Origin of the sequence: Mesorhizobium sp. LNHC229A00, assembly GCF_000502415.1 — a bacterium.
Classification (GTDB): Bacteria; Pseudomonadota; Alphaproteobacteria; order Rhizobiales; family Rhizobiaceae; genus Mesorhizobium.
This window is the reverse complement of the sequence record NZ_AYWQ01000004.1, coordinates 159,417-186,240: the sequence shown is the minus strand read 5'-3', so window position 1 is coordinate 186,240 and position 26,824 is coordinate 159,417. Positions and strand designations below refer to the sequence as shown.

Here is a 26,824-nt window from a genome sequence, read left to right as displayed (position 1 = left end):
GCCAGATGGTGGCGCTACCGAGAACCGGAGCGGAGCGTACATATAGTACGGGAGCACCGGAAGCGCAGGTGGCGCCTTCAGATCACCGTGGGAGCAGACTTCCCAAACGGGCTCGCTAATTGATCAAGCCGGCGTGCTTCATGGCCGCATCGATCCTCTCGGCCGTTGCCGGCTCGACAGTCACCAGCGGCGAACGCAGCACGTTCTCGACCTTGCCAAGCTTCGACAGTGCATATTTCGCGCCGGATACACCGGGCTCGATGAAGATTGCCTTGTGCAGCGGCAATAGACGGTCCTGCAGCTCCAACGCCTTCGCACTGTCGCCCGAAAGCGTTGCTGCCTGGAATTCGGCGCAGAGCCGTGGCGCGACGTTCGAGGTCACCGAGATGCAGCCGACACCACCATGCGCGTTGAAACCCAGCGCGGAAGCGTCCTCGCCCGAAAGCTGGATAAAATCCTTGCCGCAGGTCATGCGCTGCTCCGACACTCGCTCGACCTTGCCGGTAGCGTCCTTGACGCCGACGATGTTCTTGAAGTCGTGTACCAGCCGGCCCATCGTCTCCGGCGTCATGTCGATGACCGAGCGCGGCGGGATGTTGTAGATGATGATCGGCAGCTTGGTCGCCCTGGCGACGGCGGCGAAATGCTCGTAGAGGCCGCGCTGTGTCGGCTTGTTGTAATAGGGCGTGACGACCAGGGCGGCATCGGCGCCGGCCTTTTCGGCATACTGCACGAGCCCGACGGCTTCCTCGGTGTTGTTGGAACCGGCGCCGGCAACCACCGGGGCGCGGCCCTTGGCCACCTCGACGCAGACCTTGACGACATGGCGGTGCTCCTCATGCGACAGCGTCGGGGATTCGCCGGTCGTGCCGACAGGAACCAAGCCCGTCGTGCCCTCGCCAAGCTGCCAGTCGACGAACGCGCGAAAGGCTTTCTCGTCGAAACGCCCGCTCTTCTCGAACGGTGTCACGAGCGCGGTAAGCGAGCCTCTCAGCATGTCGTCCAACTCCTTGGGACTTCTTGGTTCACGCATGTCGTTGTCCCAAAGCCGGTATCCACTTTTGGGCGCCATGCACTTTGTTGGTAATGCAATGTCGTTACCCCAAAACCGGTATCCACTTTTGGGCGCCATGCATCGGCGTTTCGTGGTGCGCGCCTTCTAACCGAAAGCGAAGCCGCGCACCATAGTCTCGACATTGTTGCGCGGCAAGCATTGCCATGGTGCCAGCAAGCGTAATTCCAACGGCCTCGATAACCCTTTGTTTACGAGCCCTTCACGACCTAAGTTTAGGCTTCAAGGCTTCTTCGCCCGCCGGTAAGATGCTGGATTAAGGAAAGACACGTCATCATGCCGACCAGTCGGCCTCATCTGTTCGCGCTGCTTGGCGCCATGGCCGCGCTGATGCCCGGCGTGGCGATCAGCGGCAGCGTCGATGTGCGGGTCACCTCGGCCATCCCGGTGCCTGGTGTACAGGACAAGGCGCAACAGGCCCCCTCACCCAGCGTCGCGCTGTTGAAAAGTGGGCTGGATGCGCTGGCGGCAGGCGATATTGCCGGCGCGCGCGGTGTGCGTGATGCGCTGCCCGCACAATCGCTCGACCAGCACATATTGGCGTGGGCGATCGCGCTTTACGGCGGAGACAAGGTTCCGAGCGGCGACATCGCGGCGGCCGCGAAGATGCTGCCCAACTGGCCTGGCACCGTTGCCTTGCGCAAGAACAGCGAGCGCGCGCTCTACCGCGAAAACCCGGCGGCGGACGTCGTCGTCAAGGCATTCGACGGCAGCCAGCCGCAGACATTCGAAGGCGTGATGGTTCTCGCGCGCGCCTATCTGTCGTCCGGCAACGCCAAGGCGGCGCGATCGGTGCTGTCGCCGTTCTGGCGCACCGCGATCCTGGAAGCCAAGGACGAGACGGCTCTGATCAAGGAGTTCGGCAGCGTTGTTCCTGCCGCCGATCACCGTTTTCGCATGGAGCGCATGTTCTATGCCGACCGGGTGAATTCCGCCTTGCGTGTCGCCGGGCTCGCCGGCGCCCAGCAGCTTGCCGACGCCTGGGCGGCGGCCGACAGGGGCGACAAGAATGCCGCCAAACTGCTGAAGGCCGTGCCGGCCGCGCAGCATTCGGCCGGCTATTTCTTCGCGCAGGCCGAGTATCTGCGCAAGCAGCAGGATTTTGCGGGCGCCGCGGCGGTTGTCATGAAGGCGCCGGCGGACCGTGACTCCCTGGTCGATCCGGATGCCTGGTGGGTCGAACGCCGGGTGCTCTCGCGCGAACTGGTCGACCAGGGCGATATGAAGACGGCATACAAGATAGTCGCCACGCATGCCGCCGAAAGCGCGGCCAATGCCGCGGAAGCCGAGTTCCATGCCGGCTGGTACGCGCTGCGCGGCCTGAACGATCCCAAGCTCGCGGCGATGCATTTCACGCGCATCGCCGACCTTGCCCAGGGACCGATGACCCTGTCGCGCGCCTACTACTGGCTCGGCCGCGCCGCGGAAGTCGGGGGCCCCGGCTATGCCAAGGACTATTTTGGACGTGCGGCGACCTACGGCACCACGTTTTACGGCCAGCTCGCCGCCGAACGTGTCGGCCGGCAGGCACTCAACATCGTCTATCCCCAGCCAAGTGCCGCCGACCGGCAGAGCTTTGCCGGCCGCGAAGCCGTCTCCGCCATCAAGCGCCTGCAGGAGGCGGGCTACGACCGCTATGCCGAAACGCTCTACCGCGACCTTGCCGGGCAGTTGACCAGCCCGGGTGAACTGGCACTGCTCGCCGTCCTGGCGGAAAAGCAGGACAACCATTTCATGGCGCTGAAGATCGGCAAGATCGCCGGCGCGCGGGGCATCGACGTCGGAGCGCTGTCGCATCCGCTCGGTGTCATCCCTGATTCGGCCAATATTTCCGGTTCCGGCAAGGCGCTGGCCTACGCGATCGCCCGCCAGGAAAGCGAATTCAATATTGGCGCCATATCCAGTGCCGGCGCGCGCGGGCTGCTGCAGCTGATGCCGGCAACCGCCAGGCAATTGGCGAAGAAGGCTGGATTGCAGTTTTCGCAGAACAGGCTGACAACCGACGCCGCCTATAATGCAACGCTTGGTTCGGCCTTCCTCGGCGAACAGCTCGATCGCTTCAACGGCTCGTACGTATTGACCTTCGCGGGCTACAATGCCGGCCCGAGCCGGGCCGGCCAGTGGGTGGCGAAATATGGTGACCCGCGCGGCAAGGACATCGATGCGGTGGTGGACTGGATCGAACGGATTCCCTACACGGAAACAAGAAGTTACGTGCAGCGAGTAATGGAGAATTACGAGGTCTACAAGATGCGTATCTCCGGCAAGTACGACATCGTCGGCGATCTCGTGAACGGGCGCAGCTGAGGCTCTTGCTCTTCCTCGTGACGACAAGGAGGAGCCTTTCCCATTTGACCCTCCCGCGCTCCGCCTATAGCAGACGTGGACGATCCTTCGGCTAAGGAGCCCGTCCCGTGTCGAGCAACCCAGGTTTCTCCGACTTCTTCTATGCCGCGCCAGATGGGCTGAGACTTCACGCGCGCGTCTATGGCGAAGCGAATTCCGCTCATTGGCCGGTCGTCTGCTTGCCTGGCCTGACACGTAATGCGCGGGATTTTCACGGGCTGGCGCTCTATCTCTCAACGCGATCCGCCCTAGCGCGCAAGGTCATCGCCTTCGACTACCGCGGACGCGGGCAGTCGGCCTACGATCCCGATGTCAGTCACTATAATGTCGGCGTCGAGGCGGGGGACATCCTTGCCGGGCTGACGGCGCTCGGCATCCAACAGGCGGACTTCATCGGCACCTCGCGCGGCGGGCTGATCATCCATGTGCTTGGCGCGATGCAGCCGGCGGCGCTGAAAGCCATCGTGCTCAACGACATTGGGCCAGTGATCGAACCCGCCGGCCTTGCCCACATCCGCACCTATCTCGATCCCGTGCCAAAACCGAAGAGTCGTGCCGAGACTGTCAACGCCCAGCGCGACACCCATGGCGGCGACTTTCCCGCCCTCGCTTCGGCGGATTGGGAGCGGATGGCGTCAGCGCTCTATCGCGAGACGGATCAGGGGCTGATGCCGGATTTCGACCCGAGGCTGGTTGAAACGCTGGCCGTCCTCGACCTCAGCAAGAAACTGCCGGATCTGTGGAGGCAGTTCGAGGCGCTGGCCGCCATGCCTATGCTTGTCATACGCGGCGCCAACTCCAGACTTTTGTCCGTCGAGACGCTTGAAGAAATGAAGAAGCGCCACCCCAAACTCGAAGCGATCACGGTCGAGGGCCAAGGCCACGCGCCTTTCCTCGAGACCGGCAGCCTGCCCAGCACCGTTGCTGCTTTTCTCGATCGCGCCGAGAGGCAATAAGCCCCAAGACCAGATCAGATCCCGGGGCTGTTACGGCAGCAAAGGCAAACTGTCGGAACTAATTGGCCTTAGAGCTTTTGCGGGTCGCTTTTGGCTGCGCCTTCGCCGAAGCGCCCTCATCCGTCTGCTTCCGCTTCGCCGACGGCGTCGTCACCGGCGACGAAAACAGCGAGCTTTCCGCGCTGCCGGCCGCTTGCTCGCCGCGAGGCTTCTCCAGCACGACAACGCAGCCATCGAGATCATTGGTGGCCGAATGCGCGTAGCGCATGGTCATCGACAAGGGCTGGTGGCCAAGCCACATCTGCACGCTGCGGATGTCGATGCCGCCCTGGACAAGACGCGAAGCGCAGGTGTGGCCCAGGATGTGCGGCACGACCTGGTCGTCGGCACCTTCTGGCGGCGAAACTCGGGCAGGCTGTGGAATATCTCCCATCTTGTAAGCCTTGCGCAGCAGTTTGCTGAGAGCGGCCATCTTTCGATTGATGGTCGCGTTGCGTCGGGTGCGCACCGGAAACCGCGATCAGGGCCGCAGCGGAGCCGAGAAGAAGGCTCTTGATGTTCATCTTCTGACCTCCAGTCAGAATCGTGAGCGAAGGCCGACGAAAAGCAGCCAGACGAGCCGTTTTCTTTTTTATTCCGGACAGATGATCTGGGGGCCGGTTAGCGAGGCTCGGTCTGCAGAACTCCGCAGGGCGTAGGGTGGCGGAGAGGATGGGATTCGAACCCACGAGAAGCTTTTGACCTCTACTCCCTTAGCAGGGGAGCGCCTTCGACCACTCGGCCACCTCTCCGTTGCGCCGCTGGATAAAGAAAAGCGCCGGCACAATCAACAAGCCTGCGCCATTATATGGAAAAATAACAGCGCGCCGGCCCAGAGGCGTCCCCTATGCGGCGGTTATGCGGCAAATCGCTGGCGACTGACTGGCGACCTTCTCTTGATTCCGCGGGCCGGTTCGTCGGATTCGGTTGGAAAGCCGGTTGCGGCGGGTCCGATGGTTAACGAGAGCTTTCTGAGTGAGGCCAAATTGGTGTCATTTGCGCAACAACGCTGGGGGATGGCAGCCTGACAGCCCTTTCGCCGGTACCATCGTGGTTGAACGCCACCGGCTCATGACGTTGTTCCCGGCTTTACGGTCACGGCCGAGGTCGACTATCAGAACGTCGTTAGCGATGATCTGACGCGGGCCTGGGACGGCGCCGAGAAGAAGAGCAATATCGGCGGCATTCTCCGCTTCCAGTGCTCGTTCTAAGACATTTCGGCTTGTTGAAATCGAAACCCGGCGGGCAACCGCCGGGCTTTTTGTATTTATAGCGATGCTCTATCGCGCAGCTTGCACCGACCGGTGGCGCACGTTAGCAAGAAGCCCCCTTCCAAGCGAGCTTCCGGACATGCCTCAACGCCCTGCCCTCTCACCACTCATCGCCGCGCTTCCGTCGACCGTGCCGTTTGTCGGTCCCGAAGCGCAGGAGCGTGAGCGCCGGCGCGCTTTCCGTGCCCGCATCGGCGCCAATGAGAGCAGCTTTGGTCCTTCGCCGCGCGTCATCGCCCGCATGGAGAGTGTCGCGCGCGACCAGTGGATGTATTGCGACCCGGACAATTACGATCTGAAGGTCGCGGTCGCCGAGCATCACAATGTGGCTGTCGAGAACGTCGTGGTCGGCGAAGGCATTGACGGTCTGCTCAGCCTGGTGGCGCGCATGTATGTGGCGCCCGGCGATGCCGTGGTCACCTCGCTCGGCGCCTATCCAACCTTCAACTTCCACATTGCCGGTGTCGGCGGCCGGCTGGTGACCGTCCCTTACGAGAATGACAGGGAAAGCCTGGACAGTCTGCTCGCGGCAGTCGTTAGGGAGAAGGCGCCGCTGGTCTATCTGTCCAACCCGGACAATCCGATGGGCAGTTGGTGGGAAGCCGACGAGGTCATCCGCTTCATCGAAGCCTTGCCGGAAACCACCATGCTGGTGCTCGACGAGGCTTATGGCGAATTGGGACCAGCCTCGGCCCTGCCGCCGATCGACATCTCGCGGCCGAACGTCATCCGCATGCGAACCTTTTCGAAGGCCTATGGACTTGCCGGCATACGCTGCGGCTATGCCGTCGCGGAGACGCAAGTGATCAGCGATTTCGAGAAGATCCGCAACCACTATGGTGTCAGCCGCATGGCGCAGATCGCCGGCGTCGAGGCGCTCGCCGACCAAGCCTATCTCGAGACGGTGGTGGCCCGGGTCGCCGCCGGACGTCGGCGCATTGCTGACATCGCCGAACAGAACGGGTTGAAGCCGCTGGCCTCGGCGACCAATTTCGTCACCATCGACTGCGGCCATGACGGTGCTTTCGCCCTGAAAGTGCTGCAGGGGCTGTTGTCGCGCGACGTCTTCATCCGCAAGCCGATGGCGCCACGGCTCGACCGCTGCATCCGGGTCAGTGTCGGTCTCGTCCACGAACTGGACATCTTCGCCGAGGAATTGCCTGGCGCCTTGGCAGCGGCGCGCGGAAACTAGGGCACTCCGCGGCGTTCGGGAGCCATCGCGGCGCCGAGCAGATGCGCGGCACGCGCCAGCACATCCGAAAATTCCGCGGCTTCCCTGTCATTCAAGTCAGCGGTCAGGCGGGCGAGATCACGATCCGTGGCCGCATCAAGTGCCGCAAGCGCGGCCTGGCCGCGCGCGGTGGGCGAAAGAACGCGCGGCCGGAGTGGCGCGGGACCGGTGCACATCTCGGTCAGGCCGGCGGCAGAAAATGTGCGGATGATTCTCGCAACATAGGCGGCTTCCACCTGGAGGTCCCGGGCGATTGGCGCCATGGCAGGAGCGACGGCCGAGCTTGAACAGCACCCGCGCCTCGACCAAAAATAGACGGAAGCCGGTCGATTTCATCGCGGTCACTCTGTCAAGCCGTTGCCTTCGTTCGATGCCGCGCCAGACTCAATGCAACGGAGCGAGCCATGAATGACCGGAAAAGGGCAGTGCAGGCGCACATATTCGGCACGGTCCAAGGGGTCGGCTACAGGGCGTGGGCACGCGGTGAAGCGACAAGGCTCGGGCTATTGGGCTGGGTGCGCAACGAAAGAGACGGCTCGGTGACGGCATGGCTCACCGGCGGCGACGCGGCGATTGCGGCCATGATTGAACGGCTGCGGCAAGGCCCGCCGTGCGCATCTGTCTCGTGGATCGATGTGGACGAATTGGAGACCTGGACCACCCCTGGAGACTTCAGAATCATAGCATAGACCGATTTCCGCCACTTGAATTAATTGAACGTTCGTTTTATTACGTTCAGTGAGGTGACAATGGCACGCACCACGGGATCAGACGGCGGCCGAACCGAGGCGGCTATCCGCGAAGCGGCGGTCACCCTGATTGCGCGTTACGGCTATGAAGCAATGTCGATGCGCCAGCTGGCCGCCGAGGTCGGCGTGCAGGCCGCCGCGCTCTACCGCTATTTCCCGACCAAGGAAGGCCTGCTGTTCACGCTGATGCGCGAACATATGCAAGGGCTTCGCGAAGCCTGGGAGCACTCCAGGCCGGCTGGCGCGGATCCGGCGCGGCAGCTTGCCGCCTATGTGCGCAACCACATCGCCTTTCATATCGAGCGCCGCCATGCCACGCATGTGTCGAACATGGAATTGCGCAGCCTGTCGCCCGACAGGCTTACACAGATCCTGCGCATGCGCACGGCCTACGAAAAGGAACTTCGTTCGATCCTGCGCGATGGCGCCGAGGCGGGTATTTTCAGCATCGAGGACACCGGCCTGACGGCCATGGCTCTGATCCAGATGATGACCGGCGTCATCGTCTGGTTCCGGCCGGGCGAGCGATTGTCGATCGCCGAGGTCACGCAGACATACCTTTCGATGACAATGCGCCTGGTCGGCGCGAAGATGGCTACCGATACTACAGCGTCGCGCGTCCCTTCGGATGTGCAAAGGATGCTGTAGCATTTTGATTTCGCGCGGGATCCTTTCCGAAAATCGAAGTCGGCTTTCGAGAGGCATGCGGCAGGAGGAACGACATGTACACGAACACGCTCAGCTTCGGGCATGACGAGGACATCGAGGCGCTGCGCGACCTTGTGCGGCGCTTCGCCCAGGACAGAATCGCGCCGATAGCCGCCGACATCGATCGCGAGAACGAATTCNCAGGAGGAACGACATGTACACGAACACGCTCAGCTTCGGGCATGACGAGGACATCGAGGCGCTGCGCGATCTTGTGCGGCGCTTCGCCCAGGACAGAATCGCGCCGATAGCCGCCGACATCGATCGCGAGAACGAATTCCCGGCGCATCTATGGGGAGAACTCGGCGCTCTTGGCCTGCTCGGCATAACCGCCGATCCCGATTTCGGCGGCAGCGGCATGGGCTATCTCGCCCACGTGATCGCGGTCGAGGAGATTTCGCGTGCCTCGGCATCGGTCGGCCTTTCCTACGGCGCCCACTCGAATCTCTGCGTCAACCAGATCAACCGCTGGGCAACGCCGGCACAGAAGGAAAAATACCTGCCGCCGCTATGTTCGGGCGAGCACGTCGGCGCGCTGGCCATGTCGGAACCCGGCGCCGGCTCCGACGTGGTGTCACTCAAGTTGAGCGCCGAAAAGCGCAATGACCGCTACGTGCTCAACGGCACCAAGATGTGGATCACCAACGGCCCGGATGCCGAAACGCTGGTCGTCTACGCCAAAACCGACCCGGACCGGAAATCTCGCGGCATCACCGCCTTCATCGTCGAAAAGGCGATGCCGGGGTTTTCGGTGGCGCAGAAACTCGACAAGCTCGGCATGCGGGGGTCCAACACCGGCGAACTGGTCTTTTCGGACGTCGAGGTGCCGTTCGACAATGTGCTGCACGAGGAAGGACGCGGCGTCGAGGTGCTGATGTCCGGCCTCGACTATGAGCGCACCGTGCTTGCCGGCGGCCCGATCGGCCTGATGGCGGCCTGCCTCGACGTAGCGATCCCCTATGTTCACGAGCGCAAGCAGTTCGGCCAGCCGATCGGGGAATTCCAGCTGGTGCAAGGCAAGCTTGCCGATATGTATACGGCGATGAACGCCGCGCGTGCCTACGTATACGCCGTCGCCGCCGCCTGCGACCGCGGCCAGACCAGCCGCAAGGATGCAGCCGGCTGCGTGCTGTTCGCCGCCGAGAAAGCGACGCAGATGGCACTCGACGCCATCCAGCTGCTTGGCGGCAACGGCTATATTAACGACTATCCGACCGGCCGGCTTTTGCGCGACGCAAAGCTCTACGAGATCGGCGCCGGCACCAGCGAGATCCGTCGCTGGCTGATCGGGCGCGAGATCATGACGGAGGGGGTGTAGCATGGCCGTCTTCCAGACCAAGATCTCGCCCTCCTCCGATACCTTCCGCGCCAATGCCGAACGCATGCGGGCTCTGGTCGCCGACATCGCCGAAAAGGCCACGACTGTCGAGCGCGGCGGTTCGGAAGAGGCGCGCGAGCGCCATGTTTCGCGTGGCAAGCTGCTGCCGCGCGAACGCCTGGCGCAATTGCTGGACACCGGCTCGCCCTTCCTCGAGATCGGCCAGTTCGCGGCCTGGTCCATGTATGGCGAGGAGATTGCGTCGGCCGGCCTGATCGCCGGCATCGGCCGCGTCGAGGGCACCGAGGTGATGGTCGTTGTCAACGACGCCACGGTGAAGGGCGGCACCTACTATCCGCTGACGGTGAAGAAGCATTTGCGCGCGCAGGAGATCGCGCTGCAGAACAATTTGCCATGCGTCTATCTGGTCGACAGCGGCGGCGCCAATCTGCCCAACCAGGACGAGGTCTTTCCCGATCGCGAGCATTTCGGCCGCATCTTCTACAACCAGGCCAACATGTCGGCTGCCGGCGTTCCGCAGATCGCCTGCGTCATGGGCTCCTGCACCGCTGGCGGCGCCTATGTGCCGGCGATGTCGGACGAGACGATCATGGTGCGCAACCAGGCGACCATCTTCCTCGGCGGACCGCCGCTGGTGAAGGCGGCCACCGGCGAAGACGTCAGCGCCGAGGAATTGGGCGGCGCGGATGTACACACCAGGTTTTCCGGCGTCGCCGATCACTACGCGCTGGACGACGAGCATGCGCTCGCCATTTGCCGGCGCATCGTCAGGAACCTGAATCGGAACAAGGCTGTAAGCCTCAATTTGCAGAAACCGATTCCGCCGCTTCATCCAGCGGACGAACTCTACGGCATTGTTCCGACCGACTTGCGCCAGCCCTATGACGTGCGCGAGGTGATCGCGCGCATCGTCGACGGCTCCGAATTCGATGAGTTCAAGCAGAACTACGGCGCCACTCTGATCACCGGTTTCGCCCACCTCCATGGCATGCCGGTCGGCGTCATAGCCAACAATGGAGTGCTGTTTTCCGAAAGCGCGCTGAAGGGCGCGCACTTCATCGAATTGTGCTGTCAGCGCAAGATTCCGCTGGTTTTCCTGCAGAACATCACCGGCTTCATGGTCGGCCGGAGATACGAGGCGGGCGGCATCGCCAAGGACGGCGCCAAGCTGGTGATGGCAGTGGCGACCGCCAAGGTGCCAAAGGTGACCGTCATCATCGGCGGTTCGTTCGGCGCCGGCAATTACGGCATGTGCGGCCGCGCCTACTCACCGCGCTTCCTGTGGATGTGGCCGAACGCGCGCATCTCGGTGATGGGCGGCGAGCAGGCGGCGACGGTGCTGGCCATGGTCAAGCGGGAAGGCATCGAGCGCAAGGGCGGGGAATGGAGCGCCGAGGAGGAGGCGAAATTCAAGAAGCCGATCCTGATGAAGTACGAGCATGAAGGCCATCCGCTCTATTCCTCGGCAAGGCTCTGGGATGACGGCATCATCGATCCGGCCAGGACACGCGAGGTGCTGGCGCTCAGCCTGTCCGCCGCGCTCAACGCCGAGATCGAGGAGACACGCTTCGGCGTGTTCAGGATGTGAGATGAGCAAGGCCCAAGACAGGATCCAAGTCCACACCGGGGACATCACGAAGCTCGACGTAGACGCCATCGTCAATGCCGCGAACACTTCGCTTCTTGGTGGCGGCGGCGTCGACGGCGCCATTCATCGCGCGGCAGGCCGCGAGCTTGAATTCGAATGCCGGATGCTGAATGGCTGCAAAGTCGGCGATGCCAAGATAACCAAGGGTTACAAGCTGCCGGCTCGACATGTCATCCATACTGTCGGGCCCGTCTGGCAGGGCGGTGGCAAGGGCGAAGCCGAGCTGCTGGCGTCCTGTTACCGGCGTTCGCTTGAACTAGCCGTCGCCAATGATTGCCGCTCGGTTGCGTTCCCAGCCATCTCGACCGGTGTATACCGCTATCCGAAAGATGACGCGGCCAAAGTCGCCGTTTATGAGGTCAATGACTTCATCAAGCACAACATGCTTCCCGAAATCGTTGTGCTCTGCTGCTTCGACGAAGCCATGGCAAAACTATACCGACGGCATCTTGCGATATTGGGTGAATATTGAATTTTATAGACCCGGCCCTTCGTTCGCTCACGAAATCGCGAGCTCATCCCGCGGCTCTGGCGGCGCCGGAGAATATTCGCTATCGCTCCTCCTGCACTTTGCAGTTGGGATGGGGTGAGAATGAAACAGAAATATTCACGGAATGTGTCTACTTTAACACTTTCGGCATTGCTGCTAGCCGCCTCGTACGGTTTGGGCGTGGCCGGATCGCTGACGGGAAGCGAGGGAGACAAACGTTTCCCGCCCTATTTGCCACGAAACTCGAAAGATCCATGTACCAAGGCCTACAAGGCGTATGTGGCGGCCGGCGGCCATTCGGCCTACGCCACCACGCCCTATGCCCGGATCATGTCATCATACATAATCTGCGGCGGGCATCTGAACGCGCCGTCACAGAAGGCAGCGGAAGAACTGGCTATGAAATCCTGTCTGGCCACGCGCACGCACTACAAGGTAACCACCGGCGGCGCCTGCGAGATCGCCGCTTCGAAATAGGCCGGTGCCTGCCAAAACGGCGCCGCCCGATACTGACCCGGGAGGCTCCATGTTCACGAAAATCCTGATCGCCAATCGGGGCGAGATCGCTTGCCGCGTCATCCGCACGGCTCGCAAGCTCGGCGTGCACACTGTCGCCGTCTATTCGGATGCCGACGCGAGATCCCTGCATGTCGAGATGGCCGACGAGGCGGTCCATATCGGTCCTTCGCCTGTCGGCGAGAGCTATCTGCGTGGTGACAGGATTGTCGCCGCGGCCCTGGCCACGGGTGCCCAGGCTATCCATCCCGGTTACGGCTTCCTGTCGGAAAACCCCGATTTCGTCGACCAGGTGGTGGCGGCCGGCCTCGTTTTCATCGGCCCGTCGGCGGCCTCGATCCGCGCCATGGGGTTGAAGGACGCCGCCAAGCGGCTGATGGAAAAAGCCGGCGTTCCGGTCGTTCCCGGCTATCATGGCGAGGCGCAGGAAATCGTGCTGCTTGCGTCAAAGGCCCGCGAGATCGGCTATCCCGTCCTGATCAAGGCGCGCGCTGGCGGCGGCGGCAAGGGCATGCGCCGCGTCGAGCACCCCGATGACTTTTCCGAGGCACTCTCCAGCGCCCGGCGCGAAGCAAAGGCCGCTTTCGGCGACGACCGCGTGCTGGTCGAGAAATATGTCGACAAGCCGCGGCATATCGAGGTGCAGGTGTTCGGCGACAATTTCGGCAATGCGGTGCATCTCTACGAGCGCGACTGTTCGGCGCAACGCCGCCACCAGAAGGTAATCGAGGAGGCCCCCGCCCCCGGTATGACGCCGGCTTTGCGCAAGGCAATGACCGAGGCGGCGGTAAAAGCCGCCAAGTCAATCAACTATTCCGGCGCCGGCACCATCGAGTTCATCGTCGACGCCTCGCAAGGCCTCGAGGCCGACCGCTTCTGGTTCATGGAAATGAACACCCGGCTGCAGGTCGAGCATCCGGTCACCGAGATGGTCACCGGCACCGATCTCGTCGAGTGGCAGTTACGGGTCGCCTGCGGCGAGAAACTGCCGAAGACACAGAGCGAGATCACGCTTTCCGGCCATGCTTTCGAGGCGCGCATCTATGCCGAGGATGCGGCCAAGGGGTTTCTACCGGCGACAGGCACGCTGCACCACCTTAAATTTCCGGACGTTGCCCCCGAAGGCGCCGCGATGCGCATCGAGACCGGCGTGCGGGCTGGCGATGCCATCTCGCCCTATTACGACCCGATGATCGCGAAGCTGGTCGTTCATGCCGGAGACAGACTGGCGGGGCTGGAAGCGCTCCGCACCGCGCTCGCACAAACCGAGATTGCCGGCTCCACCGCCAACACCGCTTTTCTTGCCGCTCTTGCCGCCGATCCGGATTTTGTTGCTGAAGACATCGATACCGGCCTGATCGGCAGACACCGGGAGGCGTTGACGGCGGTCGCGCCGCCGACCGGCGAAATCATCTCGGCTGCCGCCATGGCGGCCTCGGGTGCCGGAGCGTTGCCGTCGTCGAACGACCCATGGTCGTCACTCGCCGGCTATGCGCATTTCCACGGCGTGGCGCGGCGCATGCGGCTGAAGTTCGGTGACGAAGCCATTCAGGCGAGGATTTCAGTGCGATCGGACGGGCGCTTCCAGGTGGCGCTCGATGCGCCTTATGACAGCACCAATTCGCATGATCTTCGCGCCGTTCCCCGCCTCGCCCGCTGGCCTGGCCACATCACGGTGTTCGAAGGCGCCGTCGGCTATACTTTCGCGGTGCCGGATCCCTTGGCCAGGAGCGATGAAGCGGCCGCCGCCACCGGCAGCCTGCGCGCGCCGATGCCAGGTCTGGTCAAGCTTGTGCGCGTGGCGAAAGGCGACGCTGTGATCAAAGGGCAACCTCTGCTGATCCTCGAGGCGATGAAGATGGAGCACATCATCGCCGCCCCGCATGATGGGGTGATCGCCGAGATCGCCGGTGAAGGAGCGCAGGTCACCGACGGCACGGTGCTGGTGCGGTTCGTCGAGGACCAGAGCGCATCCACCGCGGCTGCCGGCGGATAGAAGGAGCGCACCGCGTATCGCAAAAGGAAATGGCCGGGACGAACCCGGCCATTCCGTTTACTCGACTGCCAGGGCGATTACTGCGCGATCGGCGCGTACTTGCCGTCATGCCACTGGTTGATGTCGTAGCTGGCATTCTTGAGGTCGCCCTTCTCGTCGAAGGTGACGTCGCCGACAACCGTGCTGATCGCCGTGCCATTCTTCAGCGCCTCGGCAACCTTGGCCGGATCGTCGCTGCCGGCACGCTTGATGCCTTCGGCGAATGCCTGGACCACCGCATAGGAGAACAGCGTGAAGCCTTCCGGCACGAAGCCGCCGGCCTTGATCTTCTCGACGGCTGCCTTGGCTTCCGGCTTTGCCTGAGGATCCGACGGGAACACGAACATCGTGCCCTCGCCGGCCGGGCCGGCAACCTGCCAGAACTCCGGCGAGGCGATGGAATCCGGCATGATCAGCTGGAATTTGAAATTCTGTTCGGCCGACTGGCGCAGGATCAGACCCGCCTCAGGGTGGTAGCCGCCGAAATAGACGACGTCGGCCTTGAGACCCTTCAGCTTGGTGACAAGCGCCGAATAGTCCTTCTCGCCCGGGTTGATGGCGTCATAATAGACCTCCTTGAGGCCACCGGTATTCATGGTTGCCTTGACGGCATCAGCCACGCCCTGACCGTAAGCGCTCTTGTCGTGCAGGATGACGACGTTCTTGCCGGCGTATTTCTTGGCGATCCACGGGCCGATGAAGGCGCCCTGTGCGTCGTCACGCGTATAGAGACGCATGATCGTGGACCAGCCGGACTTGGCGGCCGCATCGGTCAGCACCGGGTTCGAGGAAGCCGGGCTCATCATCAGCGCGCCGGCTTCGGCATAGACCGCCGAGGCCGGAATGCTCGAACCCGAGCAGGCATGCCCGTCGATGAACTTGACGCTGTTGGCGACGATGCGATTGGCGACCGACACCGCCTGCTTGGGATCGCATTGGTCGTCCTCGATGTCGAGCTTGATCTGGGAACCGTTGACGCCGCCAGCCGCGTTGATGGCGGCGGCGGCGGCCTGTGCGCCCTGCTTGAACTGATCGCCGATGGTGGCGAGCTGTCCCGTCATCGGGCCGACCACCGAGATGGTGATGTCATCGGCGAACGCGATCGGCGCGCTCATCATCAGGCCGAAAATGGCCGCGCTCAAAACACTCATTTTTTTCATGATAATAGAACTCCTCCACTCGCGCGCGGCCGCCCCGGCCGCGCTTCTTCCAGAGAGGCGGGACAATTTCATCCTTCATCGGACCTGTCTAGGCGCATTGGCGCCACTCGATTGGGCCTGCGCGGCCTCATCCACGCAAAAAAGCCACGCCAGCCTTGTTTCGGCTGGTCGTGGCTTTTTTGCCTGTCAGGCTGTTTCCCCAGCGCCCCCGCGCTGTGAACCCAACCCACCTTCCCTGTCTTCCTGTTGACCATGATCGTTGCGAAACCGGAGTGTTCGGGATCATGGTTCGTTGCGCGGCTTGGACCTGTCGGCGTGCCGCGTTCTCGTTGTCGATGGCCGTGGCCTGGCTGTCTGCGCAGCCTTTTCCCTGTTGGCCCGACCGTCTTCTGCGGTCTTGGCCGGAGCGTCCCCGTCTGGCGGAACTCAGTGCATGGTCATCCATTCGCGGGCTTCGCGCAGCGCCTTGGCGATCTCGACCTTCGACATGGCCGCCGAGAGTTCCGAGCGCAGTTCGGCGGCGCGGGCCGAACCCTTGATGGCGGCGATGTTGAACCATTTGTGGGCGGCAACGACGTCGGTTTCGCAATCGCGGCCGGTCGCATACATCATGCCCAGTTCGAAGAGAATGTCGGCCTGGGCAGTTGCCCCCATGGCGCCGAAGCCTGCTTCAAGCATTTCAAAACGTGCCATTTTTAGTCCCCTGTCTGGCTCCCGAGAGCTGCCTCCGTTCGTCTTGTCCGGGCCGCTCTTTCGATGCTTTCGAGAATGCCGCTCAGGCTTGAATCCGTCGTTAAATGGCGTGCTTAATTTGAGGAAAACAAAGCTAAAACAAGAGGTAAACGCGAAAATTCGTTAAGGATACGAAGCCAGCAATTCAGCTGTTTTTCGCCAAATTTGAGGAAAATTTTCGAGCGCGCGGTCAACACTCTGCTAACCCTAGAAAACAAACACGAGGCGCCGGTCGTTTTCATTTCCGGGCCAACAGGGCGAATTCAGGCGCTTTCGAAATGCCAAAGCCTTCCGTCGCGGCACCGCTTTCGTTTTGACGGAAGCTGGACTAGCTTACGTTTGCGTAAGCGGCAGACCGGCGAGGCGGAGCATCCGGCTGGCTATCCAAAGGGAGTAAGACATGTTTCGAAAAGTGAGCCTGGCCCTGGCGGCCACTTTGATCCTGAGCGGAGGGGCGTGGGCCGATCCGATCGAGGGCAACTGGAAAACGCAAGCCGGCGACACCGCTGCCATTTCCGGCAGCAGCTCGTTCTCCATCACGCTCAAGTCAGGCAAATATGCCGGCAAGACCATTGGCTCGCTCAAGGCGGCCGGGGACAACAAATACACCGGCAACATCACCGATCCGGCAAATGACAAGACCTATTCGGGCAAGGCAACCTTGTCGGGCGCGTCGCTCAAGATGAGCGGTTGCGTGCTCGGCGGATTGATCTGCAAGAGCCAGACCTGGCACAAGCTCTAAGCGACCATTTCCTTGTGATCTCCAACGGGGCCCGGCGGGCCCCGTTTTCGTTTTGTCGACGAGCAGGCAGCGCTCGGTCGGCATTCTGGTTGCCCGCAACCCAGTCAACATCTCTTCAATCAATTTGAACGGCAGATGAACGCCGGCATCAGAGCCGGTTCAGAGGCGTCAGGGCATTCTCATACGTGTTGAAGGAGACACGGACCCAATGCTTGCTCGCCGCTTCACCATTGTCTGCCTGCTGATGAGCCTGTTTGGAATGTTCTTCGCCATCCTCGTCGCCGAAGCGGGCCGTTCCCCGCGCTCCTGGGACGAAGCCAACAGAATGTGCCACCTCGCCTGCCCGACCGATTTTCGTCACTGAAACAGAGAACCCGGACCTCGAAAAGAAAAGCATAGAGATCATGAACCGCATCGCCGCCAACCTCTCCAAGACCCTCCGGCTCCTGCCGCGGGCGGCGCTCATCCTGATACTGCTGGCCGCCCCGGTCCTGGCGGTGCCGATGATGCGCGCCGATAGCGGCTCGACGATCGAGGCGCCGGCGCTCAGAAAGTCCGGCGTCGGGTTCGTACTGCTGGTCAGCCTGCAGCGGGGTTGAAGAAAAAAGGGCGCTTTGAGCGCCTTCGGCGGCGAGCCCCCTCCCAACCGCCCGTCCAAGTCTCTATATTGAGCCATGGAAAAGCGAATCTATCCCCAGGCCATCGAATCTGTCGTCATGCCCGAGCCTTTTGGCCGGCAAAGCTTCGATAACGCCGAGAAGGCCGTTGCCGCGCTGCAGGTGCTCTACGAACGCAATACCAAGTTTCTGCGCGATTCCTTCGCGGCCCTAGCCGCCGGCGGCGACAGCAGCAAGCGCTACCGGGCCTTCTACCCCGAGATCGGCGTCACCACGAGTTCGTTCACCCAGGTCGACTCGCGCCAGGCCTATGGCCACATGCCAACACCAGGGCATTTCGCCACCACGGTTACCCAGCCGGACCTGTTCGAGACCTACCTCATCGAGCAGCTTCGGCTGATCATGCGCAATCATGGCGTGTCGGTAACCGTCTCGGAATCGACCACGCCGATCCCGCTGCATTTCGCTTTTCTGGAAGGCACCTATGTCGACGGCGCCGCCGCCGAACGCATCAAGCGGCCGATCCGCGACCTGTTCGATGTGCCGGATCTCGACGGCACCGACGATCAGATCGCCAATGGCACGTTCGAAGTGGCCTTCGGCGAGCCCCGGCCACTGGCGCCTTTCACGGCGCAGCGCATCGATTATTCACTGCACCGCATGACGCACTACACCGCAACCAGCCCGCAGCATTTCCAAAACTTCGTGCTGTTCACCAACTATCAGTTCTATATCGACGAGTTCGTCGCCCGCGCCCGCGACCTGATGGAAAAGGGTGGTGACGGCTACACGGAATTTGTCGAACCTGGCAACGTTATTACCCGGGCCGGACAGAGCGCGCCTAGCGAAGGCGTAGCGCCACAGCGCCTGCCGCAGATGCCGGCCTATCATATGAAGAAGCCGAACCATGGCGGCATCACCATGGTCAACATCGGCGTGGGTCCTTCCAACGCCAAGACCATCACCGACCATATCGCAGTGCTTCGGCCACATGCCTGGGTGATGCTTGGTCACTGCGCCGGGCTGCGCAACACCCAGGCGCTGGGTGATTATGTGCTGGCGCATGCCTATGTGCGCGAGGACCATGTACTGGACGACGATCTCCCGGTCTGGGTGCCGATCCCGCCGCTGGCCGAGATCCAAGTCGCGCTGCAGGAAGCCGTCGCCGAGGTCACCGGCCTGTCGGGCTATGATTTGAAGCGCATCATGCGTACCGGCACCGTCGCCACCATCGACAACCGCAACTGGGAACTGCGCGACCAGCGCGGACCGGTGCAGCGCCTGTCGCAGTCGCGCGCCATTGCGCTCGACATGGAATCGGCGACTATCGCCGCCAATGGCTTCCGCTTCCGCGTCCCTTACGGCACGCTGCTATGCGTTTCCGACAAGCCGCTGCATGGCGAGTTGAAGTTGCCTGGGATGGCGACCGAGTTCTACAAGCGGCAGGTGGCGCAGCACCTGACTATCGGTATCAGGGCGATGGAGAAGCTGGCGGAGATGCCGATGGAGCGGCTGCATTCGCGCAAGCTCCGGAGCTTTTCGGAAACNGCGATGGAGAAGCTGGCGGAGATGCCGATGGAGCGGCTGCATTCGCGCAAGCTCCGGAGCTTTTCGGAAACTGCATTCCAGTAGGCCACCGCGACGCCTCGGCGAGGCAATTCGTCGTCTTGCTCAGGCCGCAATTTGGCCGATATCAGATCGAACGGACCGACAGGCGACATTCAGCGGATACGACCTCGCAGACACGACCTCAATGACAACAGGCGCGCGCTTGAATATGACGGCTGGGCTGGCATTCCTGGCGATGACGGCATTGTCCGCCGCTTTGTTGGCCGGATTTCTCGGCGCGCTGCACCCGGCGTTCGATTCCTTCTCGCATTTCCGTATTCATCTCAGCGTGCTGATGGCACTTCTGGCGCTGCCGCTGCTCGCCAGCCCGTTTCGGCTGCAAGCGGCGGCCGGGCTGCTTTTTGCCATTTCCTGCCTGGCCACAACGACGGGTGCGCTGCCCAAAGGGTGGCGACAACAGGCGGCCGCCAAGCCGACCGGCCAGATCGTTTACAGCCTGCTGCAGATGAATCTTCGCTTCAACAACCCGACACCGAAGAAAGTGCTCTCACTGATCGGCCGCACCAATCCGGACGTGATCACGCTCGACGAGGTGTCGCAGATGTGGACGACCGAGCTTGGCTACATCGCCACCGCTTACCCCTACCGAATCCTCTGCCCCTACCCAAACGGCATGTTCGGCGTGGCGCTGCTGTCGCGCCGGCCCTTTGCCGCCGACGCCGCGCCGCGCTGCGAGCCGCGCGGCGCGATGGCTATCGCCACGGTCGACTTCGGCGGCACCGATGTCGATGTCGCCGCGATCCATTTGAGCTGGCCCTGGCCGAAGGAGCAATACTGGCAGATCGGCGAACTGGCGCAGCCACTCGCCGCGCTCGCCGAGACCGCGATCATGGCGGGCGATTGCAACGCCGTGCCGTGGAGTGCCGCGGTGCGGCGGGTCGCGGCTCTCGGCGGTCTGACACTCATGCCTTCCGCCGGCCCGACCTGGATCCACCGGACACTGCCGGACTTCCTGCGCCGCTATGCAGGCCTGCCGATCGACCAGGTGTTCAGCAAAGGCGGCGTGACGATCCTGTCTTCGACGCGGCTGGAAGATACCGGCTCCGACCACCTGCCGGTGCTGGTCGAATTTTCGGTCCGGTCCGATGAGAAGCAGCCTGACGATGGGCACGCCACTGCGCTCGCGGCGCACGATTTGCCTGCTGAGCCGCACAGCTGACGCGTCAACGAATGGAGCACCCGCGCCGCGGCGAAGCGTTGAGATGGCGAACGGATCACTCGTTCAAGGTTTCCCGATCAAGGCAGCGATCAAATGTTCGACATGGCCGCCATCGCTATGCTCGCGCCGATCGAAGGCGTTTTGTCTCGCCTCATATTCTGCATAAACGGTCTTGATGCGAAGCCGAGCCTCGCGGCGCGCCTTGTTGCATGATGGGTCGTTGGCGACCCGCAGGCCAGTTATCGACCTTTCTGTCACGCGCATCATCTCCCTGGCGATGCGCCCATGTGTTTCCTCATGGGCGCGAACACCCGCGGAAAATCTGTTCCAACGCCTCTTCAACGTCGGCGCCATGGGCGACCCTACGCGAGGGAAGGTGTAGAACAGATTGAGCGTGCCGTTGACCCGCCGCAGCCGGCAGACGCCGTTGTCCTGGCCTCCGCCGAGATCCCAGTCGACCGTATAGGCGGTTGTGGCGATGGCATGCGTCATGAAGCCATGCTTGGGCCCCTTGCTGTCCATCGCGTCGATGAAGGCCGTACCCGAGTTTCCCGTGATGTCGTAGGTCCGCGTCTGGACGATTGCCCTGGTGCCGGCCAGGGCCTCCGGCGCGCACAGTGTCCCGATGACGATGAGGCATGTCAGAACTGTGCGGCGCATCGGCCTTCTCCTTGTCCCCGGAGAAGGGAACCATAAGCCGGTGATAGTTTCAACGGTTCTGCTGTGCTGCATGCTCTTGCAGCCAGAACTCCGCTTCAATTTTGCTGCCACGCCCTGGACGGCCCGGCGCGCAGGGGTCACATACCCTGGTAGACCGGGCCTTCACCGCCTTGCGGGGGCACCCAGTTGATGTTCTGGTTCGGGTCCTTGATGTCACAGGTCTTGCAGTGGACGCAGTTCTGCGCGTTGATGACGAAGCGCACGTCCTTCGCCCGCGGATCGGCGGCGGCGTTGCCGTCCTTGTCGACCCATTCGTAGACGCCGGCCGGGCAATAGCGTGTGGAAGGTCCGGCAAAGACATCATGTTCCGAGCGTTTCTGCAGGTCCATGTCGCCGACCAGCAAATGGACCGGCTCGTTTTCCTCGTGATTGGTGTTGGACAGGAACACCGAGGAGAGGCGGTCGAAGGTCAGCACGCCATCCGGCTTTGGATAGACGATCTTCTTGTGCTGGGCGGCAGGCTCGAGCGTCGCGTAGTCGGCCTTGCCGTGCTTTAGCGTGCCGAAGGGCGAGACGCCGAACAGCGTGTTCAGCCACATGTCGAGGCCGCCCAGGCTGACGCCGATGATGGTGCCGAACCGCGACCAGAGCGGCTTGACGTTGCGCACCTTCTTCAGGTCCTTGCCGATGTCGGTCGCCCGCCAGGCATCCTCATAGGCTGAAAGCTCGTCATTGGCACGGCCGGCGCCGATCGCCTTGGCGACATGCTCGGCCGCCAGCATCCCCGACAGCACCGCATTGTGCGAGCCCTTGATGCGCGGCACGTTGACGAAGCCCGCCGCGCACCCCATCAGCGCACCGCCCGGGAACGACAATTTCGGCACCGACTGCCAGCCGCCCTCGGTTATGGCGCGCGCTCCGTAGCCCAGGCGCTTGGCGCCCTCGAACGTGCCCGCGATCGCCGGATGGGTCTTGAAGCGCTGGAATTCCTCGAAAGGCGACAGATAGGGATTCTTGTAATTGAGGTGGAGGACGAAGCCGACCGCCACCTGGTTGTCCTCCAGATGATAGAGGAACGAACCGCCGCCAGTCTTCATGTCCAGCGGCCAGCCGAAGGAATGCTGCACCAGACCCGGCCGATGGTTCTCCGGCTTGACCTGCCAGAGTTCCTTGAGGCCGATGCCGTATTTGCCGGGCTCGCGGCCATCGGAGAGTTTATATCTAGCGATCAACTGCTTGGCCAGCGAACCGCGCGCGCCTTCGCCGATCAGCACATATTTGCCCATCAGCGCCATGCCCGGCGCGAAGCCCGGACCATGCGTGCCGTCCTTCTCGACGCCCATGTCTCCGGTGACGACGCCGGTGACGGCGCCTTCTTCATTGTAGAGCAGGCCGGCCGCGGCAAAGCCCGGGTAGATCTCGACGCCGAGCGCCTCGGCCTTGCCAGCCAGCCAGCGGCAGACATTGCCGAGCGAGACGATATAGTTGCCGTGGTTGTCCATCAGCGGCGGCATGAAGATGTTGGGCAGGCGGAACGAACCGGCGGGGCCGAGCACCAGGAAATGGTCCGCCGTGACCGGCGTCTTGAAGGGATGACCATCCTCCTCGCGCCAGCCAGNGACGTGTGCTCTTCCGATCTGGGGCCGAGCACCAGGAAATGGTCCGCCGTGACCGGCGTCTTGAAGGGATGACCATCCTCCTCGCGCCAGCCAGGCAGCAACCGGTCGATGCCGATCGGATCGACGACGGCACCCGACAGGATGTGGGCGCCGACTTCGCCGCCCTTTTCCAGCACGACGACGGAGAGCTCGGGATTGACCTGCTTGAGGCGGATGGCCGCGGCGAGGCCGGCCGGTCCGGCGCCGACGATGACCACGTCGAATTCCATGCTCTCGCGTTCGATATCGCTCATCAACCCCTCCGCACTGGCTTGCCGCCGTTGGCGTATCTTGCTGGCTCCTGCGCTGCATAGCGCATCAATTGGCGACAGGAAACCGGCGCATACGTGACAATGCCGAATTGGCCAAAAAGTCGCGCTTTGCGCGGCAGAGAAGCCATTTCCGCGCGGCGCGACCCGCCAGGCTTGCGTTTTTTATTGTTCGACGGCTTGCTTATCGGCCATACTTCCCGCCATGCGCATTCCCGGGCCAGGCGGCTTCTCTTCGACGCGCTTTCCATCAACGCCCGGCCGGGCCTGCCGGGCGCTTATTTTGGCCCTTCTGGCGTTGAGCCCGGATCATGCCGTCGCGGATGAAGTGAAGGTCTGGGCGACAGGCGCGTACTCGTTCTCCGACGAGCTTGGCGGTTTCCGCATCACCGGAGCCTCCGGCATCGGAACCAAGGACGATCCGCTGGTCATCACCGAAGAGCTGAATTCGGCGACACCCGTGACGCTGACCATCCGCACCACAAAGCCGATCCAGGCATTCGGCAGAGCAGGCGAGTTCGCCAACGGCATCATGTATATGCGCATTGACGTCCTCAACAACAGCGGCCAGGCTTGGATCGAGTTCCAGTTCGAGCTTCAGGAAATACTGGACCAGCCAAGCGTGTTCGGAGACGGGCTTTCGTTCGACCAGCGCAACAAGACGCCCGACAATATCTGGTCGAGCAATTTCGCCGATTTCGACCGCGATTTCGAGCCCTATGACCGGTTGCTGTTCAAAAACGGCAAGGTGGACCCGCTGAAGACCGCCAGCTTCGAATTCCTGATGACCGACTACACGCCGCGATGGACCTTCTATCTGGTGCAGGATCCACGCATACCCACTGGCTAGACCGCGACCTCGCCTTGGCAAGCGGGATTGGCTGCCGCCACCGACTTCGCCGAGGTTGCAAATTGATCCGGCCCGGACGATGGTGCGGCCATGACTGCCGCCTCTCCCAACAATCCGGTCGATTTGGCCGATCTGCTCGCCTTCTACGCTAGCGCGGGTGTAGACGAGGCTTTGGAGGATGTGCCGGTCAATCGGTTCGCTGAGGCCGTGCCGAAGCCGGCGGAGCGCATGCCGACGGCGCCACGCGAAAGCAGCGCACCGGAGCCGCGCACGGCTCCGCCCCGCCTCGATGGGCGCGCCGTGCCAGATGCTCCGGCCCCGCGCCCGCCCACCTCGGCCGTGCCCGACGAAGCGCAGGCGGCACTGGCGCACCAGCTGGCAAACGCGGCAATGTCGCTGGACGAATTACGCCAGCACATGGCCGCTTTCGAGGGCTGCAATCTCAAGGCCACCGCCAAGAACCTCGTTTTCGCCGACGGCAACCCGCAAGCCGCTGTCATGCTGGTCGGTGAAGCCCCCGGCCGCGACGAGGACATTGAAGGACTGCCCTTCGTCGGCCGCTCGGGCCGCCTGCTCGACCGGATGCTGGCCGCGATCGGCCTCGACCGCAGCTCGGTCTACATCGCCAATGTCATTCCCTGGCGCCCACCCGGCAACCGCACGCCGACGCCGCACGAGACCGAGATCTGCCGGCCGTTCATCGAGCGCCAGATCGAACTGGTCAATCCCAAGGTGCTGATCAATCTCGGCGGCCCGTCGGCCAAGACCTTGCTCAACACCTCGGAAGGAATCCTGCGGCTGCGCGGCAACTGGCGCGTCCACACAACGGGTTCCGGCGTTGCCATCCCGGCCATGCCGACATTGCACCCGGCCTATCTCTTGCGCACGCCCGCGCACAAGAAGCTGGCATGGCGGGATTTTCTCGAAGTGAAGGCGAAGCTGCGGGAAGTGAGCTAGCGATGACCTCGCGGGTAATTGAAATGCATTCAGCGTCAGCCTAGTCGTCCTGCATGACAACGCCCCAAGCCTCCGCCGGTAGCTTGATCCGCGAATGGCGCACGCGCCGCCGCATGAGTCAGCTCGACCTCGCCATGGAAGCGGAGATTTCGCAACGGCATCTCTCCTTCGTCGAAAGCGGGCGTGCCGCGCCCTCGCGCGACATGGTGCTGCATCTGGCCGAGCAGCTTGCGATCCCGCTGCGGCAGCGCAATCAATTGCTGCTGGCCGCGGGCTTCGCGCCGAGCTTCAGCGAACGGCCGCTCACCGATACGACGCTGGCACCGGCAATGGCGGCGGTCGAGATGGTGCTCAAGGGGCATGAGCCGTTTCCGGCATTGGCGGTGGACCGGCACTGGAACCTGGTTGCGGCGAACACGGCGATCGGGCCATTCCTGGCCGATGTTTCCGAACCCTCGCTGCTCCAGCCACCCGTCAATGTGCTGCGGCTCAGCCTGCACCCAGGTGGTGTCGCGCCGCGCATCGTGAACCTTCAGGAATGGCGCACCCACCTGCTCGAACGGCTGAAACATCAGAACGATGCCGCCGGTGACCCGGTGCTGGTGGCATTGGAGCAAGAGCTTCGCGGTTATCCCTCTGGCCTGCAGAGCAGCCGGCCGAAGCCGGTCGAGCCGAATGCGATCGTGCATCCGCTGCGGCTTGCCCATGGGGATACGGTGCTTTCCTTCATCAGCACCATTACCGTGTTTGGCACGCCACTGGATGTCACCCTTTCGGAACTGGCGATCGAATCCTTTTTCCCGGCCGATGAGCAGACACGGGTGGTGCTGGTACGCTTGGCAAACGAGCGGTCGGAACGGTCCTGATCACCCTTGCGTCAGCGCAGCCTTGCGGGTGCGCGTTCGTTCCAGACCCAGCTGCCGTTCGCGCCAGATGATGAAGATGCCGGCGGCGACCACGATCACGCCACCGACCAGCGTGCCGGGTGAGGTCACGTCGCCGAAAACGAAATAGCCGACGACGACGCCGAGGATCATCGAGGTGTATTCGAAAGGCGCCACGACCGAGGCTTCGGCATGACGATAGGCCGCGGTCATCAAAATCTGGCCGAGGCCGCCACAAAAGCCGGCGAGGATGAGCAACGTGGCTTGTATCGGCGTCAGCGACTGCCAGCCGAAGGGCAGCGTCAGCAATGAGAGCACGCTTGCCGTCGACGAGAACCACAGCACGATGGTCGCCGTCTTCTCCGTCTGCACCAGATTGCGCACGAGCAGCATGGCGACAGCCGAGATTGCCGCGGCCGCCAGCGCGGCCATGACGCCCAGGACCTCCTGGTCGTCGAGACCTTCATCCGAATTGAGCAGCGTCAGTTCCGGCCAGGAAATGACGAGCACGCCAATGAGGCCGATGGCGACAGCGCTCCAGCGATAGACGCGGATCGTCTCGCCAAGGAAGACCGAGGAGAACACCACGACCAACAGCGGCTGGGCATAGTTCAGGGTGATCGCCTCGGGAAGAGGCAGCCTGGTGAGCGCGAAAAAGCCGAGCCCCATGGCACCGACGCCGACGACGCCACGCGCGACGTGGTTGAAGGGGCGTTTCGTGACGAATGCCGTGGCCAGATGTCCCTTCAACGTCAGGAAGACAATGATCGGGAAGATGGCGAAGAAGGAACGGAAGAAGACGATCTGCCCGGCAGGCACATCGCCTGCCGCCTTGATACAGGTTTGCATGCCGACAAAAACCGCAACGGAGACGATCTTCAGCACGATGCCTCTCAGCGTACCGTGGCCGCCCGTCGTCTCTGCTTGCGCCCCCGCTCCTGATGTCACTTTGGCAATGCGTCTCTGCCCGTGGTCGAGGGCACGTTGCGGCTCTCGGAACGGCAGAACGGGAAATTGTCGGCGCGCCGAACGAAAGCGCCCATCCCGAATTTCGGTGTGACGGCCGTCATGACTGCCTCGCGACAAGGAAAGGATGACCTGAATTAG

23 protein-coding genes, 1 tRNA gene and 4 pseudogenes are annotated in these 26,824 nt (G+C 62.7%); 19 read left to right on the top strand and 9 right to left on the bottom strand.

Translation table 11 applies throughout. The annotated features are described in order from the left end of the window. Nucleotides 1-115 precede the first annotated feature (115 nt). Nucleotides 116-997, bottom strand: a complete 882-nt coding sequence (gene dapA / locus X742_RS158735) for a 4-hydroxy-tetrahydrodipicolinate synthase (RefSeq protein WP_023771621.1) — start codon at nucleotides 995-997, stop codon at nucleotides 116-118. A gap of 351 nt (nucleotides 998-1,348) precedes the next feature. On the opposite strand from dapA, the gene X742_RS158740 reads away from it, so the two are divergent. Continuing rightward, nucleotides 1,349-3,379, top strand: coding sequence for a lytic transglycosylase domain-containing protein (locus X742_RS158740; protein ID WP_023771620.1), 2,031 nt, complete (start codon nucleotides 1,349-1,351; stop codon nucleotides 3,377-3,379). A gap of 107 nt (nucleotides 3,380-3,486) precedes the next feature. Then, nucleotides 3,487-4,374: an alpha/beta hydrolase gene (locus X742_RS158745; protein WP_023771619.1), complete on the top strand. Its 888-nt coding sequence runs from the start codon at nucleotides 3,487-3,489 to the stop codon at nucleotides 4,372-4,374. 58 nt (nucleotides 4,375-4,432) lie between these two features. Here the strand turns inward: X742_RS158745 and X742_RS158750 are convergent. After that, nucleotides 4,433-4,765: pseudogene (locus tag X742_RS158750) on the bottom strand (tyrosine-type recombinase/integrase); the annotation flags it as partial. Between the two features lie 309 nt (nucleotides 4,766-5,074). Next, nucleotides 5,075-5,165: transfer RNA gene (locus tag X742_RS158755), tRNA-Ser, on the bottom strand. Between the two features lie 598 nt (nucleotides 5,166-5,763). Here X742_RS158755 and X742_RS158760 point away from each other — a divergent pair. Then, on the top strand, nucleotides 5,764-6,876 hold the full coding sequence (locus X742_RS158760) for a pyridoxal phosphate-dependent aminotransferase (protein ID WP_023771617.1): 1,113 nt from the start codon (nucleotides 5,764-5,766) through the stop codon (nucleotides 6,874-6,876). Here X742_RS158760 and X742_RS158765 read toward each other — a convergent pair. Then, nucleotides 6,873-7,151: a hypothetical protein gene (locus X742_RS158765; RefSeq protein ID WP_156939370.1), complete on the bottom strand. Its 279-nt coding sequence runs from the start codon at nucleotides 7,149-7,151 to the stop codon at nucleotides 6,873-6,875. The two genes, X742_RS158760 and X742_RS158765, sit on opposite strands and share 4 nt — an antisense overlap. Before the next feature lie 168 nt (nucleotides 7,152-7,319). Between X742_RS158765 and X742_RS158770 the strand changes: the two genes are divergently transcribed. The 8 genes and pseudogenes from X742_RS158770 (at nucleotide 7,320) to X742_RS158800 (ending at nucleotide 14,361) form a co-directional block, all read left to right on the top strand. After that, nucleotides 7,320-7,604, top strand: a complete 285-nt coding sequence (locus X742_RS158770; protein WP_023771615.1) for an acylphosphatase — start codon at nucleotides 7,320-7,322, stop codon at nucleotides 7,602-7,604. Nucleotides 7,605-7,664: 60 nt separating this feature from the next. Next, complete coding sequence (locus tag X742_RS158775) at nucleotides 7,665-8,312, top strand: TetR/AcrR family transcriptional regulator (protein ID WP_023771614.1); 648 nt, start codon at nucleotides 7,665-7,667, stop codon at nucleotides 8,310-8,312. Between the two features lie 74 nt (nucleotides 8,313-8,386). Further along, nucleotides 8,387-8,512: pseudogene (locus X742_RS1000000175635) on the top strand (acyl-CoA dehydrogenase family protein); the annotation flags it as partial. Between the two features lie 14 nt (nucleotides 8,513-8,526). Beyond that, on the top strand, nucleotides 8,527-9,690 hold the full coding sequence (locus X742_RS158780) for an isovaleryl-CoA dehydrogenase (RefSeq protein ID WP_023771613.1): 1,164 nt from the start codon (nucleotides 8,527-8,529) through the stop codon (nucleotides 9,688-9,690). Between the two features lies 1 nt (nucleotide 9,691). Next, a complete protein-coding gene (locus tag X742_RS158785; protein WP_023771612.1) occupies nucleotides 9,692-11,299 on the top strand; it encodes a carboxyl transferase domain-containing protein in 1,608 nt (535 codons plus the stop codon). 1 nt (nucleotide 11,300) lies between these two features. Then, nucleotides 11,301-11,831, top strand: a complete 531-nt coding sequence (locus X742_RS158790; RefSeq protein ID WP_023771611.1) for an O-acetyl-ADP-ribose deacetylase — start codon at nucleotides 11,301-11,303, stop codon at nucleotides 11,829-11,831. A 120-nt stretch (nucleotides 11,832-11,951) separates the two neighbouring features. After that, a complete protein-coding gene (locus X742_RS158795) occupies nucleotides 11,952-12,326 on the top strand; it encodes a hypothetical protein (RefSeq protein WP_023771610.1) in 375 nt (124 codons plus the stop codon). A 49-nt stretch (nucleotides 12,327-12,375) separates the two neighbouring features. After that, complete coding sequence (locus tag X742_RS158800; protein ID WP_023771609.1) at nucleotides 12,376-14,361, top strand: acetyl/propionyl/methylcrotonyl-CoA carboxylase subunit alpha; 1,986 nt, start codon at nucleotides 12,376-12,378, stop codon at nucleotides 14,359-14,361. Nucleotides 14,362-14,438: 77 nt separating this feature from the next. Here X742_RS158800 and X742_RS158805 read toward each other — a convergent pair whose 3' ends face one another. Both X742_RS158805 and X742_RS158810 read right to left on the bottom strand, forming a co-directional pair. Next, nucleotides 14,439-15,560 (bottom strand): branched-chain amino acid ABC transporter substrate-binding protein, encoded by a 1,122-nt coding sequence (locus X742_RS158805; RefSeq protein WP_023771608.1) that lies wholly within the window; start codon nucleotides 15,558-15,560, stop codon nucleotides 14,439-14,441. Nucleotides 15,561-15,986: 426 nt separating this feature from the next. Next, a complete protein-coding gene (locus X742_RS158810; RefSeq protein ID WP_010915070.1) occupies nucleotides 15,987-16,253 on the bottom strand; it encodes a sel1 repeat family protein in 267 nt (88 codons plus the stop codon). Between the two features lie 439 nt (nucleotides 16,254-16,692). Between X742_RS158810 and X742_RS158815 the strand changes: the two genes are divergently transcribed. The 5 genes and pseudogenes from X742_RS158815 to X742_RS158830 all read left to right on the top strand — a co-directional run bounded on the left by X742_RS158815 (nucleotide 16,693) and on the right by X742_RS158830 (nucleotide 20,439). Further along, nucleotides 16,693-17,034 (top strand): DUF2147 domain-containing protein, encoded by a 342-nt coding sequence (locus tag X742_RS158815; RefSeq protein WP_023771607.1) that lies wholly within the window; start codon nucleotides 16,693-16,695, stop codon nucleotides 17,032-17,034. 208 nt (nucleotides 17,035-17,242) lie between these two features. Continuing rightward, the gene (locus X742_RS1000000174780; protein WP_023771606.1) at nucleotides 17,243-17,398 is read left to right on the top strand and encodes a hypothetical protein; all 156 of its coding nucleotides are present in this window, start codon (nucleotides 17,243-17,245) and stop codon (nucleotides 17,396-17,398) included. 40 nt (nucleotides 17,399-17,438) lie between these two features. Continuing rightward, nucleotides 17,439-17,633 carry a hypothetical protein gene (locus tag X742_RS158820; RefSeq protein ID WP_015318605.1) on the top strand — a complete coding sequence of 65 codons (195 nt, stop codon included), beginning with the start codon at nucleotides 17,439-17,441 and terminating at the stop codon, nucleotides 17,631-17,633. 117 nt (nucleotides 17,634-17,750) lie between these two features. Next, nucleotides 17,751-19,208: pseudogene (locus X742_RS158825) on the top strand (AMP nucleosidase); the annotation flags it as partial. Nucleotides 19,209-19,428: 220 nt separating this feature from the next. Further along, nucleotides 19,429-20,439, top strand: coding sequence for an endonuclease/exonuclease/phosphatase family protein (locus X742_RS158830; protein WP_023771604.1), 1,011 nt, complete (start codon nucleotides 19,429-19,431; stop codon nucleotides 20,437-20,439). Nucleotides 20,440-20,502: 63 nt separating this feature from the next. Here the strand turns inward: X742_RS158830 and X742_RS158835 are convergent, their stop codons facing one another. Next, nucleotides 20,503-21,099, bottom strand: a complete 597-nt coding sequence (locus X742_RS158835; RefSeq protein ID WP_023771603.1) for a DUF922 domain-containing protein — start codon at nucleotides 21,097-21,099, stop codon at nucleotides 20,503-20,505. Between the two features lie 137 nt (nucleotides 21,100-21,236). Next, nucleotides 21,237-23,011 (bottom strand): annotated as a pseudogene (locus X742_RS01000000169940) (electron transfer flavoprotein-ubiquinone oxidoreductase). Between the two features lie 220 nt (nucleotides 23,012-23,231). Between X742_RS01000000169940 and X742_RS158840 the strand changes: the two are divergent. The 3 genes from X742_RS158840 (at nucleotide 23,232) to X742_RS158850 (ending at nucleotide 25,699) form a co-directional block, all read left to right on the top strand. After that, nucleotides 23,232-23,876, top strand: a complete 645-nt coding sequence (locus X742_RS158840; protein ID WP_023771602.1) for a hypothetical protein — start codon at nucleotides 23,232-23,234, stop codon at nucleotides 23,874-23,876. 90 nt (nucleotides 23,877-23,966) lie between these two features. Next, the gene (locus X742_RS158845) at nucleotides 23,967-24,833 is read left to right on the top strand and encodes a uracil-DNA glycosylase family protein (RefSeq protein ID WP_023771600.1); all 867 of its coding nucleotides are present in this window, start codon (nucleotides 23,967-23,969) and stop codon (nucleotides 24,831-24,833) included. A 53-nt stretch (nucleotides 24,834-24,886) separates the two neighbouring features. Next, nucleotides 24,887-25,699, top strand: coding sequence for a helix-turn-helix transcriptional regulator (locus X742_RS158850; RefSeq protein WP_023771599.1), 813 nt, complete (start codon nucleotides 24,887-24,889; stop codon nucleotides 25,697-25,699). Here the strand turns inward: X742_RS158850 and X742_RS158855 are convergent, their stop codons facing one another. Continuing rightward, on the bottom strand, nucleotides 25,700-26,665 hold the full coding sequence (locus X742_RS158855) for a DMT family transporter (protein WP_023771598.1): 966 nt from the start codon (nucleotides 26,663-26,665) through the stop codon (nucleotides 25,700-25,702). It abuts the gene before it with no gap. Nucleotides 26,666-26,824: the final 159 nt, after the last annotated feature.

What these genes read in the sequence shown, in the direction of transcription:
- X742_RS158835 (WP_023771603.1), bottom strand. Translation starts at nt 21,099, where the DNA reads ATGCGCCGCACAGTTCTGACATGCCTCATCGTCATCGGGACACTGTGC.
- X742_RS158795 (WP_023771610.1), top strand. Translation starts at nt 11,952, where the DNA reads ATGAAACAGAAATATTCACGGAATGTGTCTACTTTAACACTTTCGGCA.
- X742_RS158790 (WP_023771611.1), top strand. Translation starts at nt 11,301, where the DNA reads ATGAGCAAGGCCCAAGACAGGATCCAAGTCCACACCGGGGACATCACG.
- X742_RS158775 (WP_023771614.1), top strand. Translation starts at nt 7,665, where the DNA reads ATGGCACGCACCACGGGATCAGACGGCGGCCGAACCGAGGCGGCTATC.
- X742_RS158845 (WP_023771600.1), top strand. Translation starts at nt 23,967, where the DNA reads ATGACTGCCGCCTCTCCCAACAATCCGGTCGATTTGGCCGATCTGCTC.
- X742_RS158820 (WP_015318605.1), top strand. Translation starts at nt 17,439, where the DNA reads ATGAACCGCATCGCCGCCAACCTCTCCAAGACCCTCCGGCTCCTGCCG.
- X742_RS158805 (WP_023771608.1), bottom strand. Translation starts at nt 15,560, where the DNA reads ATGAAAAAAATGAGTGTTTTGAGCGCGGCCATTTTCGGCCTGATGATG.
- X742_RS1000000174780 (WP_023771606.1), top strand. Translation starts at nt 17,243, where the DNA reads ATGCTTGCTCGCCGCTTCACCATTGTCTGCCTGCTGATGAGCCTGTTT.
- X742_RS158785 (WP_023771612.1), top strand. Translation starts at nt 9,692, where the DNA reads ATGGCCGTCTTCCAGACCAAGATCTCGCCCTCCTCCGATACCTTCCGC.
- X742_RS158810 (WP_010915070.1), bottom strand. Translation starts at nt 16,253, where the DNA reads ATGGCACGTTTTGAAATGCTTGAAGCAGGCTTCGGCGCCATGGGGGCA.
- X742_RS158815 (WP_023771607.1), top strand. Translation starts at nt 16,693, where the DNA reads ATGTTTCGAAAAGTGAGCCTGGCCCTGGCGGCCACTTTGATCCTGAGC.
- X742_RS158800 (WP_023771609.1), top strand. Translation starts at nt 12,376, where the DNA reads ATGTTCACGAAAATCCTGATCGCCAATCGGGGCGAGATCGCTTGCCGC.
- X742_RS158850 (WP_023771599.1), top strand. Translation starts at nt 24,887, where the DNA reads ATGACAACGCCCCAAGCCTCCGCCGGTAGCTTGATCCGCGAATGGCGC.
- X742_RS158830 (WP_023771604.1), top strand. Translation starts at nt 19,429, where the DNA reads ATGACGGCTGGGCTGGCATTCCTGGCGATGACGGCATTGTCCGCCGCT.
- X742_RS158770 (WP_023771615.1), top strand. Translation starts at nt 7,320, where the DNA reads ATGAATGACCGGAAAAGGGCAGTGCAGGCGCACATATTCGGCACGGTC.
- X742_RS158840 (WP_023771602.1), top strand. Translation starts at nt 23,232, where the DNA reads ATGCGCATTCCCGGGCCAGGCGGCTTCTCTTCGACGCGCTTTCCATCA.
- dapA (WP_023771621.1), bottom strand. Translation starts at nt 997, where the DNA reads ATGCTGAGAGGCTCGCTTACCGCGCTCGTGACACCGTTCGAGAAGAGC.
- X742_RS158780 (WP_023771613.1), top strand. Translation starts at nt 8,527, where the DNA reads ATGTACACGAACACGCTCAGCTTCGGGCATGACGAGGACATCGAGGCG.
- X742_RS158760 (WP_023771617.1), top strand. Translation starts at nt 5,764, where the DNA reads ATGCCTCAACGCCCTGCCCTCTCACCACTCATCGCCGCGCTTCCGTCG.
- X742_RS158740 (WP_023771620.1), top strand. Translation starts at nt 1,349, where the DNA reads ATGCCGACCAGTCGGCCTCATCTGTTCGCGCTGCTTGGCGCCATGGCC.